17 protein-coding genes are annotated in these 19,559 nt (G+C 57.3%); 5 read left to right on the top strand and 12 right to left on the bottom strand.

Annotated elements, in window-relative coordinates; translation table 11 throughout:
• Positions 1-64 precede the first annotated feature (64 nt).
• Together glpQ and glpT are read right to left on the bottom strand one after the other, a co-directional pair.
• On the bottom strand, positions 65-1,135 hold the full coding sequence (glpQ, locus tag OGV83_RS11515) for a glycerophosphodiester phosphodiesterase (RefSeq protein WP_286463614.1): 1,071 nt from the start codon (positions 1,133-1,135) through the stop codon (positions 65-67).
• 4 nt (positions 1,136-1,139) lie between these two features.
• On the bottom strand, positions 1,140-2,498 hold the full coding sequence (gene glpT / locus OGV83_RS11510; protein ID WP_047462375.1) for a glycerol-3-phosphate transporter: 1,359 nt from the start codon (positions 2,496-2,498) through the stop codon (positions 1,140-1,142).
• 273 nt (positions 2,499-2,771) lie between these two features.
• On the opposite strand from glpT, the gene glpA reads away from it, so the two are divergent.
• The 3 genes from glpA to glpC are packed head-to-tail and all read left to right on the top strand — an operon-like array spanning position 2,772 to position 6,836.
• Complete coding sequence (glpA, locus tag OGV83_RS11505; RefSeq protein WP_114848246.1) at positions 2,772-4,400, top strand: anaerobic glycerol-3-phosphate dehydrogenase subunit A; 1,629 nt, start codon at positions 2,772-2,774, stop codon at positions 4,398-4,400.
• Entirely contained in the window at positions 4,390-5,649 is a 1,260-nt protein-coding gene (glpB, locus tag OGV83_RS11500) for a glycerol-3-phosphate dehydrogenase subunit GlpB (protein WP_286463612.1), read from the top strand. The genes glpA and glpB overlap by 11 nt, the downstream gene beginning before the upstream one ends.
• Entirely contained in the window at positions 5,646-6,836 is a 1,191-nt protein-coding gene (gene glpC / locus OGV83_RS11495) for an anaerobic glycerol-3-phosphate dehydrogenase subunit GlpC (protein ID WP_198447478.1), read from the top strand. Before glpB ends, glpC begins: the two co-directional genes overlap by 4 nt.
• 63 nt (positions 6,837-6,899) lie before the next feature.
• Here the strand turns inward: glpC and OGV83_RS11490 are convergent, their stop codons facing one another.
• On the bottom strand, positions 6,900-8,096 hold the full coding sequence (locus tag OGV83_RS11490) for a nicotinamide mononucleotide deamidase-related protein YfaY (protein WP_012131514.1): 1,197 nt from the start codon (positions 8,094-8,096) through the stop codon (positions 6,900-6,902).
• Positions 8,097-8,232: 136 nt separating this feature from the next.
• Positions 8,233-8,775 (bottom strand): YfaZ family protein, encoded by a 543-nt coding sequence (locus OGV83_RS11485; RefSeq protein ID WP_047462367.1) that lies wholly within the window; start codon positions 8,773-8,775, stop codon positions 8,233-8,235.
• A gap of 272 nt (positions 8,776-9,047) precedes the next feature.
• On the opposite strand from OGV83_RS11485, the gene OGV83_RS11480 reads away from it, so the two are divergent.
• Entirely contained in the window at positions 9,048-10,496 is a 1,449-nt protein-coding gene (locus OGV83_RS11480; protein ID WP_286458012.1) for a catalase, read from the top strand.
• A gap of 38 nt (positions 10,497-10,534) precedes the next feature.
• Here OGV83_RS11480 and menE read toward each other — a convergent pair whose 3' ends face one another.
• From menE to OGV83_RS11440, 8 genes are all read right to left on the bottom strand, one after another.
• Positions 10,535-11,950, bottom strand: a complete 1,416-nt coding sequence (gene menE / locus OGV83_RS11475; protein WP_286463610.1) for an o-succinylbenzoate--CoA ligase — start codon at positions 11,948-11,950, stop codon at positions 10,535-10,537.
• Positions 11,947-12,909, bottom strand: coding sequence for an o-succinylbenzoate synthase (gene menC / locus OGV83_RS11470; RefSeq protein WP_012131510.1), 963 nt, complete (start codon positions 12,907-12,909; stop codon positions 11,947-11,949). Before menC ends, menE begins: the two co-directional genes overlap by 4 nt.
• Entirely contained in the window at positions 12,909-13,766 is an 858-nt protein-coding gene (gene menB, locus OGV83_RS11465; RefSeq protein WP_012131509.1) for a 1,4-dihydroxy-2-naphthoyl-CoA synthase, read from the bottom strand. Before menB ends, menC begins: the two co-directional genes overlap by 1 nt.
• Before the next feature lie 14 nt (positions 13,767-13,780).
• Positions 13,781-14,539, bottom strand: a complete 759-nt coding sequence (gene menH, locus OGV83_RS11460) for a 2-succinyl-6-hydroxy-2,4-cyclohexadiene-1-carboxylate synthase (protein ID WP_114848249.1) — start codon at positions 14,537-14,539, stop codon at positions 13,781-13,783.
• Complete coding sequence (gene menD, locus OGV83_RS11455) at positions 14,536-16,206, bottom strand: 2-succinyl-5-enolpyruvyl-6-hydroxy-3-cyclohexene-1-carboxylic-acid synthase (RefSeq protein WP_286463609.1); 1,671 nt, start codon at positions 16,204-16,206, stop codon at positions 14,536-14,538. Before menD ends, menH begins: the two co-directional genes overlap by 4 nt.
• 128 nt (positions 16,207-16,334) lie before the next feature.
• Positions 16,335-17,633, bottom strand: a complete 1,299-nt coding sequence (gene menF, locus OGV83_RS11450; protein ID WP_286463608.1) for an isochorismate synthase MenF — start codon at positions 17,631-17,633, stop codon at positions 16,335-16,337.
• 95 nt (positions 17,634-17,728) lie between these two features.
• A complete protein-coding gene (elaB, locus tag OGV83_RS11445) occupies positions 17,729-18,034 on the bottom strand; it encodes a stress response protein ElaB (protein ID WP_012131505.1) in 306 nt (101 codons plus the stop codon).
• 53 nt (positions 18,035-18,087) lie between these two features.
• Positions 18,088-18,549, bottom strand: coding sequence for a GNAT family N-acetyltransferase (locus tag OGV83_RS11440; protein WP_047462350.1), 462 nt, complete (start codon positions 18,547-18,549; stop codon positions 18,088-18,090).
• 65 nt (positions 18,550-18,614) lie between these two features.
• Between OGV83_RS11440 and rbn the strand changes: the two genes are divergently transcribed.
• Positions 18,615-19,532 carry a ribonuclease BN gene (gene rbn / locus OGV83_RS11435; protein ID WP_286463607.1) on the top strand — a complete coding sequence of 306 codons (918 nt, stop codon included), beginning with the start codon at positions 18,615-18,617 and terminating at the stop codon, positions 19,530-19,532.
• The last annotated feature ends 27 nt before the right edge of the window (positions 19,533-19,559 follow it).

Here is a 19,559-nt window from a genome sequence, read left to right as displayed (position 1 = left end):
CGCTTACCCGACCTACAAAACCGCAGTTCACAGGCCGGGTAAGGCGAAGCCGCCACCCGGCTTTTTAGTGCTTATCCTTCAAAAACACCACCGCTTTATCCGGGAAATCGGTGAACAATCCGTCCACCCCCGCCTTGTTATACAGGATGTCATAAAGCTGATTAACATCCGTGGCGTAGTCAGGAAGCTGATCGGCGCGTACGGTGTAAGGGTGTACCACCATCTTGTTCTGCTGCGCCTCTTTCACCATGCCGGTCAGCGTGATATGCCCGACCTTCGATTTTTCATCAATCAGCATATGGTAGTCCGGGCCGATCCCGTCAGCATAGCTGGCGATTTCTTTCATCGCGCCAGGCTTGAACATCCAGTCGTAGTTATAGTTAACCCAACTGCCGTCCGGCTGTTTTTGCTGAGTTTCATTCCAGTCGGTATACGCAATCAACTGCACCAGATTGAGATCCATCCCCCTCTTCGGTTCCAGCTCATTCTTAATGCGCTTCAGCTCCGCGGCATCGAAACACTGCAAATAAACGTTATCTTTTTTACCGGTATAACCATACTTTTTCAGCACATCCAGCGTCTTAGCCGCAATATCCTTCCCTTCCTGATGATGGAACCACGGCGCTTTGATTTCTGGATAAATACCGATATTTTTTCCGGTCGAATGATTCAGCCCCTGAACAAACTCAATCTCTTCCTCAAAGGTATGCACGCGGAAATCTGATTTTCCCATCGGGAAACGGCCAGGGTAAGTCTGTACTTTCTTGCCGTTCTCAATATCAAAACCTTCGGTGAACTTCAGGGATTTAATTTCATCCAGTGTGAAATCAATGGCGTAGTAACGCCCGTCCTTGCGGGCGCGATTCGGAAAACGTTCGGCAACGTCGGTAACCCGGTCAAGGTAGTGGTCATGCAGGACGACCAGATGGTCGTCCTTCGTCATCACCAAATCCTGCTCCAGATAATCGGCGCCCTGCGCATACGCCATCGCTTTCGCTGGCAGTGTGTGCTCCGGCAGATAGCCGCTGGCGCCACGGTGCGCAATCACGATTTTATCCGCAGCGATTGCCGCGCTGCTCACGCCCATACCCGCCAGCATCAATGCCACGCTGAGATTTTTCAGTGTCGTCTTCATTCACTTAAGCTCCGTTGCGTTTCAACATCAGCTCTTCATGGTGGCGTTTTTCGCCAATCATCACGATAATCAGCAGGATAACCGCCAGAACGCTGCCGCCGATCATCACCATGAAGCCGCCGTCCCAGCCGAAGAAGTCAACGGTATAGCCGACAATAGCGCTCGCCGCGACGGAACCGCCGAGATAGCCAAACAGGCCGGTGAAGCCCGCCGCCGTACCTGCCGCTTTTTTCGGCGCCAGTTCCAGCGCGTGCAGACCAATCAGCATGACCGGGCCATAAATCAGGAAGCCGATAACAATCATACAGGCCATATCCACGGTCGGATTTCCTGGAGGGTTCAGCCAGTAAACAACCGTAGCAATGGTCACCAGCGTCATAAAGAACACGCCCGTTGCGCCACGGTTGCCACGGAACACTTTATCCGACATCCAGCCGCACAGCAGCGTACCCGGGATACCGGCATATTCGTACAAGAAATACGCCCAGGACGATTTATCCAGCGCAAAGTGTTTCACTTCTCTCAGGTAGGTCGGCGACCAGTCGAGGATGCCGTAACGCAGCAGGTAAACGAACACGTTAGCAATCGCGATGTACCACAACAGTTTGTTCGGCAGCACGTACTGCATAAAGATCTGTTTTGCAGTCAGCTCTTCTTCCGCTTTTTCGTTGTAATCATCCGGGTAGTCGTTTTTGTACTCTTCAATCGGCGGCAGACCGCAGGACTGCGGCGTATCGCGCATCAGCGCGAAAGCGAAAATCGCCACCAGGATCGCACCAAACGCCGGCATGTAGAGCGCGGCTTTCCAGTCATTAAACCAGGCCATCCCCAGCAGGAACAGCAGCGGAGGAATACCGCCGCCAACGTTATGCGCGCAGTTCCAGACGGAGACGATACCGCCACGTTCTTTCTGTGACCACCAGTGCACCATTGTACGACCGCACGGCGGCCACCCCATTCCCTGGAACCAGCCGCAAAGGAACAGCAGCACGAACATCACGGCAATGCTGGATGTGGCCCACGGCACAAAGCCCATAAACAACATCACGGCCGCCGCCAGAATCAACCCTGCGGGCAGGAAAACGCGCGGATTCGAGCGGTCGGAGACCGACCCCATGATAAATTTCGAAAAACCATAGGCGATGGAGATCCCGGACAGCGCAAAACCCAGATCGCCGCGCGAGAATCCCTGCTCTACCAGGTAAGGCATCGCCAGCGCAAAGTTCTTACGCACCAGATAGTAAGCGGCATAACCAAAGAAAATCCCCAGGAAAATCTGCCAGCGCAGCCGACGATATGTCGGATCAATCTCCGCTGCTGGCAAGCGCGTTTTATGTTGCGCAGGTTTAAAAATACTTAACATATGTAGCCTCCGTGGCCGTGTCTTATTAGAGGTAAACACCGCAGTTCGTTTAACTAACCAACCTCGCTGCTCCCAGTGTGGGCGCGATGTTAAGTAAAGATACCTGTCGTTAATGTGAATTACAGCACAGATTGTTACACATTTATGACAAATGTTCAGAAAAGCGCACGAAATCACGTTTCATTTTCGAATCATGAGCGATTATGCGCGAAATCAAACAAACCATGCTTTTTATGTGGCTAAATGATAAAAAACGAACTGTGAGGGATAACCATGAAAACTCGCGACTCGCAAACAAGTGACGTGATTATCATTGGTGGGGGAGCCACAGGCGCAGGGATCGCCCGAGACTGTGCGCTACGCGGATTGCGCGTTATCTTAGTTGAGCGCCACGATATCGCGACCGGCGCAACCGGCCGTAACCACGGCCTGCTGCATAGCGGCGCCCGCTATGCCGTTACCGACGCGGAGTCTGCCCGCGAATGCATCAGCGAAAACCAGATTCTGAAACGGATCGCCCGCCACTGCATTGAGCCAACGGACGGTCTGTTCATTACCTTGCCGGAAGACGAATTATCCTTCCAGGCCACCTTTATTCGCGCCTGCGAAGAGGCGGGTATTCGCGCCGAAGCAATTGATCCGCAACAGGCGCGGCTGATCGAACCGGCCGTCAATCCGCAGCTGATTGGCGCGGTGAAAGTGCCTGACGGCACTGTCGATCCCTTCCGGCTGACCGCCGCGAATATGCTGGATGCCAGAGAACATGGCGCAATCATTTTAACGGCGCATGAAGTCACCGGACTTATTCGCGAAGGCGCGACCATTTGCGGCGTGAACGTGCATAACCATCTCACAGGGGAAAGCCAATCGCTGCATGCGCCGGTCGTGGTGAATGCCGCAGGCATCTGGGGTCAGCGCATTGCGGAATACGCCGATCTGAGCATCCGCATGTTCCCGGCGAAAGGGTCGCTGCTGATTATGGATCATCGCATTAACCAGCATGTGATTAACCGCTGCCGCAAGCCGTCCGACGCCGATATTCTGGTGCCCGGCGATACCATCTCGCTCATCGGCACCACATCGACCCACATTGACTACAACGAGATCGACAGCAACCGCGTCACTGCGGAAGAGGTTGATATTCTGCTGCGTGAAGGGGAAAAACTGGCGCCGGTGATGGCGAAAACGCGCATTTTGCGCGCCTACTCGGGCGTGCGTCCGCTGGTCGCCAGCGATGACGATCCGAGCGGTCGTAATGTCAGCCGCGGCATTGTGCTGTTTGACCATGCTGCACGCGACGGGCTGGACGGGTTTATCACCATTACGGGTGGTAAGCTGATGACCTACCGCCTGATGGCGGAATGGGCAACCGACGCGGTATGCCGAAAACTGGGCAACACTCGCCCCTGCGTCACGGCGCAAACCGCCCTTCCCGGCTCACAAGAACCCACGGAAAACACGCTTAAACGCGTGATCTCGCTGCCCGCCCCGCTACGCGGTTCCGCCGTCTATCGTCATGGCGATCGTACTCCGGCCTGGCTCAGCGAAGGTCGCCAGCACCGCAGCCTGGTCTGTGAATGCGAAGCAGTCACCGCAGGCGAAGTGCAGTACGCCGTCGAAAATTTAACCGTCAACAGCCTGCTGGATCTGCGCCGCCGTACCCGCGTAGGCATGGGCACATGTCAGGGAGAACTGTGCGCCTGCCGCGCCGCCGGGCTGCTGCAACGTTTTAATGTCACTACCGCCGCCCAGTCCATCACTCAGCTTTCTGCGTTCCTCAATGAACGCTGGAAAGGCGTACAACCTGTCGCCTGGGGAGACGCGCTGCGCGAAAGCGAGTTCACGCGCTGGGTTTATCAGGGATTGTGCGGTCTGGAGAAGGAGCACCAGGATGAAATTTGATACGGTCATTATGGGTGGCGGTCTCGCTGGATTACTGTGTGGCCTGGAATTGCAAAAACACGGTTTGCGCTGTGCAATCGTCACTCGCGGCCAAAGCGCGCTGCACTTCTCCTCCGGCTCGCTGGATCTACTCAGCACCCTGCCGGACGGTCAGCCCGTCACAAATATCACTGAAGGTCTGAATGCGTTACGCGAACAAGCGCCGACGCACCCTTACACCACAATTGGCGCGTCAACCGTTCTGGAACTGGCGCAGCAGGCGCAAGCGTTGCTGGAAGCGTCTGGCGCGCATTTACAGGGCGATGTACAACAGTCGCATCTGCGTGTCACGCCGTTGGGAACATTGCGCGCCACCTGGCTAAGCTCGCCAGAAGTGCCCGTCTGGCCGCTGGCCGCGCAACGCATTTGCGTCGTCGGCATCAGCGGTTTACTGGACTTTCAGGCGCACCTCGCGGCGGCGTCGCTGCGTCAGCACCATCTCACGGTAGAGACGGCAGAGATCGACCTGCCTGAGCTGGACGTATTACGCGATAACCCGACGGAGTTTCGTGCGGTGAATATTGCGCGTTTGCTCGATAACGAAGAAAAATGGCCGTTGCTCCACGACGCGCTCTTACCGATAGCAAAAACCTGCGACATGATCATCATGCCCGCCTGTTTCGGCCTGGCGGATGACAGCCTCTGGCGCTGGCTCAATGAACGCCTGCCCTGCTCACTGAATTTGCTGCCGACGCTGCCGCCTTCCGTGCCGGGCATTCGCCTGCACAATCGCTTGCAGCGCCAGTTTGTTCGTCAGGGCGGGATCTGGATGCCGGGCGACGAGGTGAAAAAAGTGACCTGCCGTAACGGCGTCGTGAGCGAAGTCTGGACCCGCAACCATGCCGACATTCCTCTGCGCCCGCGCTTTGCGGTACTCGCCAGTGGCAGCTTCTTCAGCAGCGGCCTGGTCGCCGAACGCGACGGCATTCGCGAACACATTATGGGACTGGACGTTCAGCAAACGGCCACCCGCGCCGAATGGTATCAGCGTGATTTCTTTGATGCGCAACCCTGGCAGCAGTTTGGCGTCACGACCGATGATGCGCTGCGCCCCTCACTGGCGGGGCAGACCGTAGAAAATCTGTTTGCCATCGGCTCGGTGCTCGGCGGATTCGATCCGATAGCCCAGGGATGCGGAGGCGGCGTATGCGCAGTCAGCGCCTTACACGCCGCACGTCATATTGCAGAACGTGCAGGAGGTCAGCAATGAGCGATACGAGTTTCGAGAGTTGTATCAAATGCACGGTGTGCACCACCGCCTGCCCGGTCAGCCGGGTGAATCCTGGCTACCCAGGCCCCAAACAGGCAGGGCCGGACGGCGAGCGCCTGCGCCTGAAAGACGGCGCGCTGTACGACGATGCGCTGAAATACTGCATTAACTGCAAACGCTGCGAAGTGGCCTGCCCGTCAGACGTTAAAATTGGCGATATCATCCAGCGCGCGCGCGCCAGGTATGACACTTCGCGCCCGTCGCTGCGCAACTTTATCTTAAGCCACACCGATTTAATGGGCAGCGTCTCTACGCCGTTCGCCCCGGTCGTCAATACCGCGACGTCGCTGAAACCGGTTCGTCAGTTGCTCGACTATGCGTTGAAGATCGACCATCGCCGCACGCTGCCGAAATACTCCTTCGGCACCTTCCGCCGCTGGTATCGCAGCGTTGCGGCACAGCAGGCGCAGTACAAAGATCAGGTCGCCTTCTTCCACGGCTGCTTCGTCAATTACAACCATCCGCAGCTCGGTAAGGATTTAATTAAAGTCCTGAACGCAATGGGCACCGGCGTGCAGTTGTTAAGTAAAGAGAAGTGTTGCGGCGTGCCGCTGATCGCCAACGGTTTTACCGATAAAGCGCGCAAGCAGGCGGTGAGCAATGTGGCGTCGCTCAGAGAAGCGATTGGCGTAAAAGGCATTCCGGTTATCGCAACCTCATCAACCTGCACCTTTGCCCTACGTGATGAATACCCGGAAGTGCTGGACGTGGATAACAGCGGGCTGCGTGAGCATATCGAACTCGCGACCCGCTGGCTGTGGCGTAAGATCGATGCAGGCCAGACGCTGCCGCTGAAAAAATTACCGCTGAAGGTGGTTTACCATACGCCGTGCCATATGGAAAAGATGGGCTGGACACTCTATACGCTGGAGTTGCTGCGCCAGATCCCAGGTCTGGAACTGACCGTGCTGGACTCCCAGTGCTGTGGGATTGCCGGAACCTACGGTTTTAAAAAGGAAAACTACCCCACCTCGCAATCCATCGGCGCCCCGCTGTTCCGCCAGATTGAAGAGAGCGGCGCGGATATTGTGGTGACCGACTGTGAAACCTGTAAGTGGCAAATTGAGATGTCGACAAGCAAACGCTGCGAACATCCGATTACCCTGCTTGCCCAGGCATTAGGTTAAGCGCGTTAACGTCTTATCGGGCCTGCAAACCACGGCAGGCCCGATAAGCGCAGCGCCATCAGGCTACAGGGTTAACGACTCCACTACCTCAATCCAGCCATGTTCACTGGCAATATCCTGACCGTTTAACCACCGACGCACCATATTCAGCGCCATCATGGCGCAAACTTCCTGCCGCACCGCCAGACTGTAGCGGCTGGCGCTGAAATGCACGCGCAGGGCAAATGTCCCATCCGGCGTCGCCAGCGCGAAATTAAGGTGGTCGTTTTCCAGCCCGGATACCGCCAGCGCCAGTCCGGCGTAGTGGTTGCTCCGTCGCTCTGTCGTCCAGTGCGCGGTCTGAGCCAGCGTCTCTTCCTGGGAAGGCACCACTTCGCTGGCAAGAATCGGCGCATTCGCACGGGAAAGCTGCAAAGCCAGCAGCCCGCTGGTGAACTGTTCGCTGAGCGTCAGGCTAAGCTGGCGCGTCTGCAAACAACGGGCGATTTGCGCAGGCAGTCCTTCCGTCCCTTCAAAAATCAGGTTCTGCCCTGCCACCCGCTTCACCTCCGGCCATAGCGCCAGCATCGCGTCCCGCTGCGCATCCGGGCCGGTGAGTTTCAGTTCAATAATCGGCATTGAAGAGCGATATCCCATCGTCACGCCCGCCGGTAGCGGCAGCGAATCGAGGCTCTGCGCCAGATCGCTTTCCGAACGTCCAAACGTGGTGAGTCGCAGACAAACCGGCGGTTCAGGAAGCGCAAAACGCGCACGCAGACGCGGCATAATTTCATGCTCGACCATCACCTTAAATTCAGACGGGACGCCCGGGGTAAAGAACATCAGGCAGCGATTTAGCTTCACCGCAAACCCACAGGCGGTGCCAACCGGGTTATTAATAAACTCGGCGCTGGCGGGCAGTTCTGCCTGCTTGCGGTTACTCGGCGCCATAACCCGTCCGCGCTCATGGAAAAAACGCTCCATCTCAGCCAGCCACGCGTCATGAAGCACCAGACCTTCACCTTTCGCCGTGGCGGCGGCCAGCGCGCTTAAATCATCGCTGGTCGGCCCCAGGCCGCCATTCACAATCAGCACGTCAGCATGTTCGCTACGTTCGCGTAAAATGGCGACCAGCGCATCCAGATTATCTCCCACCGTATTTCGGCGTGATAACGGCAACCCCTGATTAAAGAAAAAATCGGCCAGCCAGGCGGCATTCGTGTCGACGATTTGCCCGTGCAACACTTCATCCCCGGTGGATAACATCTCCACGTTTAACATCGTGTTCTCCTGCTTCTATGATGAAAACACTATAACGCAAAGCCCGCTGGGGCGGAGTAAGAAACTCAGAGGAAACAAACCGGGAAAGAACGCGATAGCATACAGGAAACGGCGCGACGGATGCCGCGCCCGAAAATCAGAAGCTGGCGTTAACGCCGACGTACGGGCCATCGGCAATCGCGTTGTCACGGTTGCCGTCTTTACCCGCCAGGTTCAGATAGCGATAGCCCGCTTCAATGCTCAGCGGACGCATAATGGTAAAGCGCGCTCCGGCATTGGCTTCTTCATAGCTGTCGATGCCGCTGGACAGTGAATCTGGAGAGTAGTAATACTCGCCAAACAGACGGAAGCTGTCGCCGATTTTCCACTGTAACCCGCCGCCTACCGCCGCCGCATAGCCTTCATCGCCGTCGTTCGGATTGGTATAAACGCCTTTCCCACCAACCGTTGCCAGCAGCGGCCCAACCGGAATATTCAGGCCGAGCCCCACGCCGGCAGCGTCGCCATCGTCGTCGTTATGCATCCAGTTGCCGCTCAACGCCAGCCCGGTGGATTCAGTACCGAAACCTACGCCAACGTTGGTGTAATCTTTACCCGCCTGGCCGCTAATGCTCATCGCATTCGCCGATGCAGAAGCGAACAACAGTCCGGCAACGCCTAATAAAATGCTTTTTTTCATTTTTACCCTTTCCAGCAAAGAAATAAACAAAAGACCCCAAAACCGCAGGATTGTACTGCCAGGCGCAACAGAATCAATGAGCTAAAAAAGCGATCTAATAACATATTGTAACTAAACACTACCTTTCAGGTTTATTAAACGTTACAAGAAGAGACGTTTAGCGCAGCAGTCATTGCCCGAGATCAATATTTCATTCACAAATATTTTCTACATTAGTTTCCGAAATTAAACGGAAATTAAACATTTTTTCTAACGATCGTCGGGAGATAAAGATGAGCAAAAAAGGACTCACCACCGCAGCAGGCGTGCCTGTCGCCCATAATAACAACGTTGCAACCGCTGGCCCACGCGGCCCCATGCTGCTACAGGACATCTGGTTCCTGGAAAAACTGGCCCACTTCGATCGTGAAGTGATCCCTGAGCGCCGTATGCATGCCAAAGGCTCAGGCGCGTACGGCACCTTCACCGTCACGCACGATATTTCACGTTACACTCGCGCAAAAATCTTTTCGGAGCCCGGTAAAAAAACGGATCTGTTCCTGCGTTTTTCCACCGTGGCGGGAGAGCGCGGCGCGGCGGATGCCGAGCGCGATATTCGCGGGTTTGCGATCAAGTTTTACACTGAAGAGGGCAACTGGGATCTGGTGGGTAACAACACGCCCGTTTTCTATCTGCGCGATCCGCTGAAATTCCCGGATCTGAACCATGTCGTGAAGCGCGACCCACGCACCAACCTGCGCAATCCGACCTACAAATGGGACTTTTTCTCCCATCTGCCGGAATCGCTGCACCAGTTGACTATCGACTTTAGCGACCGGGGTTTGCCTTTCTCTTACCGTACGATGCACGGTTTCGGTAGCCACACATTCAGCTTTATCAACAGCGACAACGAACGTTTCTGGGTGAAATTCCACCTGAAATCGCAGCAGGGCATCGCCAACCTGATGGATGACGAAGCGAAACGCCTGGTGGCGGACGATCGCGAAAGTTCTCAGCGCGACCTGTACAACGCCATTGAACAGGGCAACTTCCCCCGCTGGAAATTCTACGTGCAGATCATGCCGGAAGCCGAAGCCTCACAGGTGCCGTACAACCCGTTTGATCTGACCAAAGTATGGCCGCACGGCGATTACCCGCTGATTGAAGTCGGCGTGCTGGAACTGAACCGCAACCCGGAAAACTATTTCTCCGAAGTGGAACAGGTGGCGATGAATCCGGCGAACGTCGTGCCGGGGATTAGCTTCTCCCCTGACCGTATGTTGCAGGGGCGTCTCTTCTCCTATGGCGATGCGCACCGCTATCGTCTGGGCGTTAACCATCAGCAGATCCCGGTCAACGCCCCGCGCTGCCCGTTCCATAACTACCATCGTGACGGCGCGATGCGGGTGGACGGCAACAGCGGCAACGGCCCAACCTATGAGCCAAACAGCTTTGGCGTCTTCCAGGAACAGCCTGATTTCAGCGAACCGCCGCTCTCTGTCGAAGGCGCTGCCGCGCACTGGGATCATCGGGAAGATACGGACTACTTCAGCCAGCCGCGTAAGCTGTATGAGTTGCTGAGTGATGAAGAACATCAGCGTATGTTCGCGCGCATCGCCGACGACATGAAAGATGTGCCGGAATTTATTCAGCAGCGTCAGATTGGCTTGTTTAGCGAAGTTCATCCTGACTATGGCGCGGGCGTCGCCGCTGCCCTGCGGGCGTTAAAAGAAGCGAAATAACCGTTTCCACGGGAGCTGCGGCTCCCGTGTTGCTTACATTACGGACGGTTAGCGCGCACCCACTCCTGCAATGCCCGGCGCGAAACTTTGATCCCGCCGTTTTTCAGCGCTGATGGCAACGTCAACCAGCATACCGGCTGCTGAAAACGCGCCAGCTTGTCTTTCACCCATTCCGCGAGATCGACGTTCCCGGCCTGCGCGTCATATTCCACCACCGCCACCGGACGATGGCCGAACTCCCTGTCCTCTACCGGCACCACGAACGCCTGTAGAACATATGGATGCGCCGAGATAACGCGTTCCACCTCTTCCGGCTGAATGCCTTCTCCGCCGCTGAAGAACAGATTATCCAGCCGACCGGCAATCGTCAGCTTACCATCGTTCAGTTCGCCGCGATCGCGGGTAGCAAACCAGCCTTCGCCGTTCACCAGCGGGATCAGCTTACCGTCGCGCCAGTAGCCTTCCGCCATGCTGGCGGCGCGTAGCCAGACTTCGTCATTCACGATTCGGACTTCCCGCCCCGGTAACACCGCGCCGACATCGCCCAGGCCGTCGGCCTCTTTCGCGCACACCGTCGAGGCAAATTCCGTCAGGCCATAACCGCACCAGCAGCGAATACCCTGCGCGCGAGCCTGCTCCGTCAGTTCAACCGGGATAGCCGCGCCGCCCAGCAGTACCGCTTTCAACGTTACCGATGCAGGATTCTCCAGCAGCCGCCACAGCTGAGTGGGAACCAGAGACGCATGCGTACACCCTTGCAGCATTGCTTCCAGCGGCTGCTTCTCACGCACGGTCATTCGGGCGCCCGCAAACAACCAGCGCCACATAATGCCCTGGCCGGAAACATGAAACAGCGGCAGCGATAACAGCCAGTCATCCCCATCGGCAAACGGCATCAGGGACAGCACCCCTTCCGCGCTGGCCAGATGCGCCTGGCAGGTATGCACTGCGGCTTTGGGTAATCCGGTTGAGCCAGAGGTCAGCGTCATTGAACTCAGCCGCGTCGGCTGCCAGCCTGCGGCATGTTCGCCTGACTCTTGCTGCATTTGCAGCGGTTGCAACGCCGGGAAGGTATTCTCCCCCTCCAGCAGCAAAGCAAACCGGAGCGTTAAGTCCGGCAGCAGCGCGTCGAGCAGCGGTTGCGGAAGCTGCGGGTTAATCGGCAGGACTCTTGCCCCGCATTGCAGTAAAGCCAGCCAGGCCAGCAGCGTTTGCGGATGATTCCAGGCGCGCAGCATCACGCCGCAGCCTTCAGAGACGCCCTGAGCGGCAAAACCGCTCGCCAGCGCGTCAATACGGGTACAGAGTGTGCGCCAGCTTAGCACTTCATCATTAAGGCGTAAGGCAGGCGCATCTCCCCGTACCTGCCGCCAGTGACGCCACGGCCAGTCATTAAAAGATGACGGCTGGAGGCCCGATACGCTTGCGCTATCGGGCATTTCCCGGAGGCTCATAGCAGCCGTTCCAGCGCATCGTCGCTAACACACGGCAAAGCGCTGCCCGGCCAGCGGCGCACCTGCTGGGTTTGCATCAGGCTTAGCGTATCCAGACCCGGAATGGTCTGCGGCGTCAGCCACGCGGCAATACGCGCCAGCTGCGTTAAGCCGAGGCTCGACTCGATGGAAGAGCTGATCACCGCCGTCAGTCCCAGCGTATGCGCGGCCTGTACCTGCTCGCGAACCTTTTCCAGGCTTCCGGTGAGCGTCGGTTTGATGACCACCGCGCTGACGCCCGCTTCCGCCGCAAAGACAAAATCGTCTTCACGCAGACTTTCATCCCAGGCAATCGCAATCCCGGTTTCACGCGCAAAAGCGCGGGAGTCGTCGCGGGTTTTACACGGTTCTTCGAGGAAGGCGATGCGGGCACGGTAGTCCGGGTTGACGTATTTCGCGAACTGCTGCGCTTTCAGCGGCGTCCAGGCGCGATTGGCATCCAGACGCAGATGCAGATCGGGAACCGCCTCCAGCAGCAGGTTGACCACCATTCCATCGCGTACTGCTTCGTACAGACCGACTTTGATCTTGGCGACTTTCTCGCCAGGCATATCAGCCAGTTGCAGCACCAGATCGTCTGGATCGCCCGTACACAGCGGCGCAGCGCGGTAATCCGCCGCCTCTGGCAACGTCCCCGCCGCCTCCGCCAGCGCGCAGCTAACGCCAAACGCCACGGAGGGCACTTCAGGCAACGTTGACTGGCCTTGCAGCCAGCCGTTAACCCAGTCCAGCAGCGCGGCCTGCGCCTCCTCCAGGGTTTCCTGGCTGAAACCCGGAAGCGGGGAGATCTCCCCCCACCCTTCGCGCTCGCCGTCGCACAGACGGACATACAGCCCGTCGCGAGTTTTTAACCGCCTGTCGCGCAGAACCACCCCCGCGTCCATGGGGATCTGCCAGCGGTACACCTGCGCGCTACGCATTACGGATTCCGTTTGAATTTGCTGAAATCAGGCTGACGTTTCTGGTTGAAAGCGTTGCGGCCCTCCTGACCTTCTTCCGTCATGTAGAACAGCATCGTGGCGTTGCCCGCCAGCTCCTGTAGACCCGCCTGACCGTCGCAGTCGGCGTTCAGCGCCGCTTTCAGGCAGCGCAGCGCCATCGGGCTGTTCTGCAACATTTCGCGGCACCAGCGCACGGTCTCTTTTTCAAGGGAGTCCAGCGGTACGACGGTGTTGACCAGCCCCATATCCAGCGCCTGTTTAGCGTCGTACTGACGGCACAGGAACCAGATTTCACGCGCTTTTTTCTGCCCGACGATACGCGCCATATAGGAAGCGCCCCAGCCGCCGTCGAAGGAGCCGACTTTCGGGCCCGTCTGGCCGAAGATGGCGTTTTCCGCCGCGATGGTCAGGTCACACATCATGTGCAGTACGTGACCGCCGCCGATAGAGTACCCTGCAACCATCGCCACGACCGGTTTCGGGCAGGTACGGATCTGGCGCTGGAAATCCAGTACGTTCAGGTGATGCACGCCGGAATCATCCTGGTATCCGCCGTAGTCGCCGCGTACCTTCTGGTCGCCGCCCGCACAGAAAGCTTTCTCGCCTTCGCCGGTCAGAATAATGACGCCCACGTTGTCGTCATACCGGGCATCCGCCAGCGCCTGGATCATCTCTTTGACGGTCAAAGGACGGAATGCGTTGCGCACCTGTGGACGGTTAATGGTGATTTTTGCAATACCATCGGTGGATTTTTCATAACGAATGTCCGTGTAACCTTCGGAGCAGTCGTGCCATTCAACCGGTGCGTAAAGCATTGTTTCATCAGGATAGATCATAGTGTGTCCTTTAGTCAGAGACGCAGAATCTGAGCCAGACTGTCCACCACGCCTGCGGGGTTTTCCCGATGCGCGTTGTGTCCGGCGTTACGAATCATATGGCAAGGTACAGACAACTCCGCCGCCAGCGCGCGGAATTTGCTGTCGCGTTCACCACATAAATAATAAAACGGAAATGTGCGCGCATTTAGCCGCGCGCGTAAATCAGGCTGTACGGCAAGCGAGGTTGCCTCCAGCATCGCCGCCAGCGTTTCGCCATTGTTCTGGCTGCGCAGCGTGACTAATGCCTCTCTTTGCGAAGCATCCAGCGAAGCGAAAACCGGCTGCTGATACCAGTCAGTAAACACGTCGCGCAGCGGTTCACGGCGAAAGCGCGCCGCCCAACGACCGTCAGACAGTCGGCGCGCGTCACGCTCGGCCTCGCGTTGCAGTCCCGGGTGGCCGCCTTCAACCACCAGCCCGCAAAGACCCGGCAGAGTCTGGCACGCCGCCATCATCGCCACTCTGCCGCCGAGCGAGTAGCCGACCAGCCAGTATTTAAGTATGTTGTAACTAAATAATGTGTTACGCAATAAGTCGCACACATCAGCAAAGCCGCTGACACGAATATCGGCAGAATCGCCGTGACCAGGCAAGTCGATATACAGGCGCGAAAAGTCGGGAAACTGCTCACCGATCTGCTGCCATTCCCGGCAATCACCGGAAAATCCATGCAGAAAAACCAGCCAGGGAGACCCCGGCTGACCACCGTTCGCCTGCGCGCGCAGGATCATAGATGGCTCACCTGCGCCAGCAGCTGTTGCAGGGTTTGCGCCCCGTCGGTATCGTTCACGACCAGCTCAATCACCGTGGTTGTCGGCGTTCGCCAGGCGCCAGCCAGCGCCGCATCCAGCTCATCCCAGCTTTGCGGGCGGTGATATTTGAGGTTAAACATGGCCGCCGCGTGTTCAAAGTGGACGTTTTGCGGCATCAGGTAAAACCGCTCGCGCTCGCTCTGCGGCGTCGGCAGCAGAGAGAAAATTTGCCCGCCGTTGTTATTCACCACAATCAGCACAAACGGCGCGGACACCTGGCGCAATAGCGCCAGTGCGTTGAGATCGTAGAGCGCAGACAGATCGCCGACGATAGCCAGCGTCGATTTCGCGCTGGCGCGCTGAACGCCCGCCGCCGTCGAGAGCAAACCATCAATACCGCTGGCTCCCCGGTTGCTGTACACAGGGTAGCCCGCCGGTAGCTGCGACAGCGCGTCAATCAGGCGCACCACCAGGCTGTTGCCGACAAACAGTTGCCCTTGTTCCGGCAGATAGTCGCGAATGCGGTGCGCCAGTTGCGCTTCGCCGAACATATCGCGACGCGCGACAACCGCCTGCCACGCCTGCTCTGCCAGGCGCGGGATATCGACGCACCAGGGATGGCGTTTCTCCGCCGGATGCAGCTCCAGCCAGTCGGCGATTTTCGCCACCAGCCTGCGTCCGCGATGATGCGCCGGGTCCAGGCGACCTTCGATATTATCAATAATCCAGTACTCTTCCGGCTCGCAGGCGGCCTGCCATTGCAGCAGGCGCTTTCCGGTCAGGCTGCTGCCGAGTTGTACCACAATTTGCGCCTGCTGAAGCTCAGTGACGGCCTTCGCATTGCCCAGCCAGAGATCGGCGCACGGCAGCGGCTGCCCGGTTTGCGACAGCACGTCGCCAATCAGCGGCCAGCCCAGCGTCTGCGCCCAAAGCGCGACTTTCTTGCCCTCTTCCGCGCTCATGCGCCCGGCCACCACTACGCCGCGTTTTTGCCGCCAGAAGAACCAGTCGCGCTGTTTGTCGCTTTCCAGCCGACGCGCTTCGCGCAGCCAGGGTTTATCATCCTGCCACCAGTCGCCAAGGCTCTGCTGCCAGGTAAGCCCCGTGTCGTCCATATCGCCATACAGCGGTTCCGCAAACGGACAGTTGATGTGTACCGCGCCGGCATGCAGCGTCGCCAGGACGTTATCAAGGGTGGAGACCAGCCAGCGCGCGGAAATATCCTGCGTCGGGCGCGGCAAAGAGAGCGTTTGAGAAGGATGAGAAGCGAACATCCCGGCCTGACGAATCGCCTGATTCGCGCCGCAGTCAATCAGTTCCGGCGGACGGTCCGCAGTCAATAAAATCAGTTTTTCACCGGTAAGCCCCGCTTCAATCAGAGCCGGATAGAGATTTGCCACCGCCGTACCGGAAGTAACGATAACGGCAACGGGCTGCTTACTGACTTTCGCCAGCCCTAACGCCAGATGACCAAGACCACGCTCATCAAAGTGCGTGTGATGAATAAAGGCTGAATTTTCCGCTGCCACCAGGGTTAAAGGCGTGGAGCGGGAGCCAGGGGCAATGCAAACATGCCTGACGCCGTGGCGAGTGAGTGCTTCCAGAATGACCGCCGCCCAGCGTCGGTTAAATGCGCTTACTGACATGAGATTGTCCGGTATCAATATTGCGACTCAGTATAAGGATCAGAAAAAATGGATTATTGATATGAGTCGGGAATATACACAAAATCATTCAGCAGACCGCCTGAAGGATGAGGTGTATGTGCGACTCATTAGCTTTCCATCTGTAATAACGTGCGTAGCCCGGCTGCTTTGTTGTCGATCTCTTGCCATTCCTGTTCCGGGTCAGACCCGCGCACAATGCCTGCCCCGGCATACAGACGAACAACGTTCGCCGCGACTTTCGCCGAGCGCAGCGTCACGCAGAATTCGCTTTGCTGTAAAGACAGATAACCCGCCGACCCGGCGTACCACTCACGTTCAAACGGTTCATGTTGCTGAATAAACGCGCGCGCCCGTTCACGCGGAATCCCCGCGACGGCTGCCGTGGGCTGTAGCTGTAGCAAACAGAGCGTGTCGTCAGCCTGATTGAGCGCCGTCCAGATACAGCGGCGCAGATGCTGTACTTTGCGTAATCTGAGCACCTGCGGCGGCAAAACATCGAGCGAGTGGGTGCAGCTTTGCAGGCGCTGACAAATATCTTCCACCACCAGCATGTTTTCACGCTGGTTTTTATCATCCTTCATCAACCATTCGCCCAGTTGCCAGGCCTGATGGTCGTCGGGATGATTCGCCACCGTGCCGGCCAGCGCCTCGGTGCGCAATGCCGTTTCACGTCGCCGCCAAAGGCGTTCCGGCGACGAGCCAAGAAAGGCGCTTCCGGCGGAGAACGCCATAAAAAAATGGTAGCAGTTAAGGTTTAAACGGCGACTGGACGCCATCACGGCGGCGGCATTCACCGAATGGGAAAACTGCAAATCCGTCGCCCGCGCCAGCACCACTTTGTCGAGATCGTCTTCAGCGATAGTCTGCGTGGCAAGCTGAATCAGGCTACTCCAGCCCGCTTTATCCGGCCAGTGCTGCTCGCCCGTCAGGTGCAGGCGCAGCGCCGGGATCGGCTTTACGCCCCTTAATGAAGAGAGAAACGCGATCGCCCGCCCGGCGTCTTCACGCAGTGAAACCGGGCTGTAGAGATACAGCCGCAGCGTTGCCACAGCGCCAGCACGTCGCCATTCAAGACGCGGCAGCAGCAAATGCCCCTGCTGCGGTTCAAACGCATTCAGTCCCCAGATACGCAAATCGGATTGTGATTCATGCTGGCGGAGAAAGTGTTGCGCCTGTTCGAGAGAGGGGAACGTTTCAACGGCGCCGAGCACCGCGGCTTCTTCATCGCCGTTACGCTGTTGCCAGTAAAATTGCGGCCAGATGGCCTGACTGGCCAGCCAGCTTAATGCGTCAAACGCATCATTCAGAGGGAAAGGCACATCAACAATACGCATTCCTGGCGCCGCCGGTATCTCCTGCGATAACTGGCGCCGCAGATTTTCCAGCGCAGTAGTGATTGAATGCACGCGGACCTCTCCCTGTTAAAAACCTCACATTATACGGGGTACAGCGGAGAAAAAGCAGTACCCCCGTTTAGGGAGGAAATGCGATCCCGGTTACATTACCGCCGCGCCAGCAGTAGTCCCAGCACCAGGCCGACCGCCGCGCCTGCGCCAATCCCTTGCCAGGGTTTTTCATGCACGTAATCATCCGCTTTATAAACCGCCTGTTTTGCGCGGTAATAGTAGCTGTCAGACGCATGGCTGACGCGATTTTTTACCTCTTCAAGCGCCCGTTCTGCGCGTGCTTTTAACTCAACATATTTTTGATCGGCAGGATCGCCGGAGGAACGCAGCACCTCTTCCAGCGTTTCGCTCAGAAGTTCCAGGTCGTCATCAATACGTGAACCATAAGAATGAAAAGACATTATACTCTCCCTTTCGATTAACGTTCCCACTAACTATAGACAAAACCGGAACATCACACCTGGCTAACCTCACGCGCCATACCCATGTGCGGGATACCGTCTTCGTCATAAACGTCCGTCACCGGAACAAAACCGAATCGCGCATAGAAGGATTGCAGATGCGCCTGTGCGCCGAGGTAAAGCGCCTTCTCCGGCCAGTGTTGCTCGCAGGATGCCAGGGTCTGCGCCATAAGCTGTTGCCCCAGTTTTTCGCCGCGCAGCGCTTCGCTGACGATCACGCGCCCAATCACCACCGGCTCCAGTTCGTCGTCGCTTTTCAGAATCCTCGCATACGCTACCAGCTCATCGTTATGCCAGCCCAGGATATGACGGTTCTCCCCCACCAGGTCATCGCCGTCCACATCCAGATACGGACACTGTTGTTCAACCACAAATACCGCGCAGCGCAATTTCAGTAACGCATAGAGTTGCGGGACGGATAATTCAGAATGATGCAGGTCTTGCCAGTGAATCATGGTGCGCTCCTTTTACGTATTCGCTTTATACTAGCCAGAATATTTTTTAAACGTGTAATGAAATAATGGAATTAATTTTTTTAGGTACTTCTGCCGGCGTTCCTACCCGCACGCGTAATGTCACGGCAATATTACTGAATTTACAGCACCCGACGCAGGCGGGGCTATGGTTATTCGACTGCGGTGAAGGCACCCAGCACCAGATGCTCAACACCGCGTTCAACCCGGGTAAGCTCGATCGCATTTTCATCAGCCATCTGCATGGCGATCACCTTTTCGGTTTGCCCGGTCTGCTGTGCAGCCGTTCGATGGCGGGAAACGCACAGCCGCTGACGATTTACGGCCCCAAAGGCATTCGCGAGTTCACCGAAACCGCATTGCGCCTTAGCGGCTCCTGGACTGATTATCCGCTGGAGATCGTTGAAATTACCGCCGGCGAAATTCTGGACGACGGTCTGCGCAAAGTGACCGCCTTTGCGCTTGAGCATCCGCTTGAATGCTATGGCTATCGGATTGAAGAGCATGACAAGCCCGGCGCACTGGATGCCAGTGCGCTAAAAGCGGCAGACGTGAAGCCCGGCCCGCTGTTTCAGGATCTGAAAGCGGGTAAAACCGTCACCCTGAACGATGGTCGCGTTATTAACGGCGCCGATTTTCTCGCGCCAGCCACGCCCGGGAAATCGGTGGCGATATTTGGCGACACCGCGCCATGCGCGTCGGCCATCACGCTGGCAAAAGGCGTGGACGTAATGGTGCACGAAGCAACGCTGGATACCTCAATGGAAGAAAAAGCCAACAGCCGTGGGCACAGCTCCACCAGGCAGGCCGCGCAGCTGGCGCACAATGCCGAGGTAGGCCAGCTCATCATTACTCACGTCAGCTCGCGTTACGACGACAGAGGCTGTCAACGCCTGCTGGCAGAATGCCAGGCGATCTTCCCCGCAACTGCGTTGGCTCACGATTTCGCCGTTTTCACGGTTTAACGCTCCATTTTTCTTCCTCAGTGCCGA

The sequence above is a fragment of the Citrobacter sp. CK189 genome, from assembly GCF_030333505.1.
GTDB lineage: Bacteria > Pseudomonadota > Gammaproteobacteria > Enterobacterales > Enterobacteriaceae > Citrobacter_B > Citrobacter_B koseri.
This window is presented reverse-complemented; position numbering and strand designations above follow the sequence as displayed.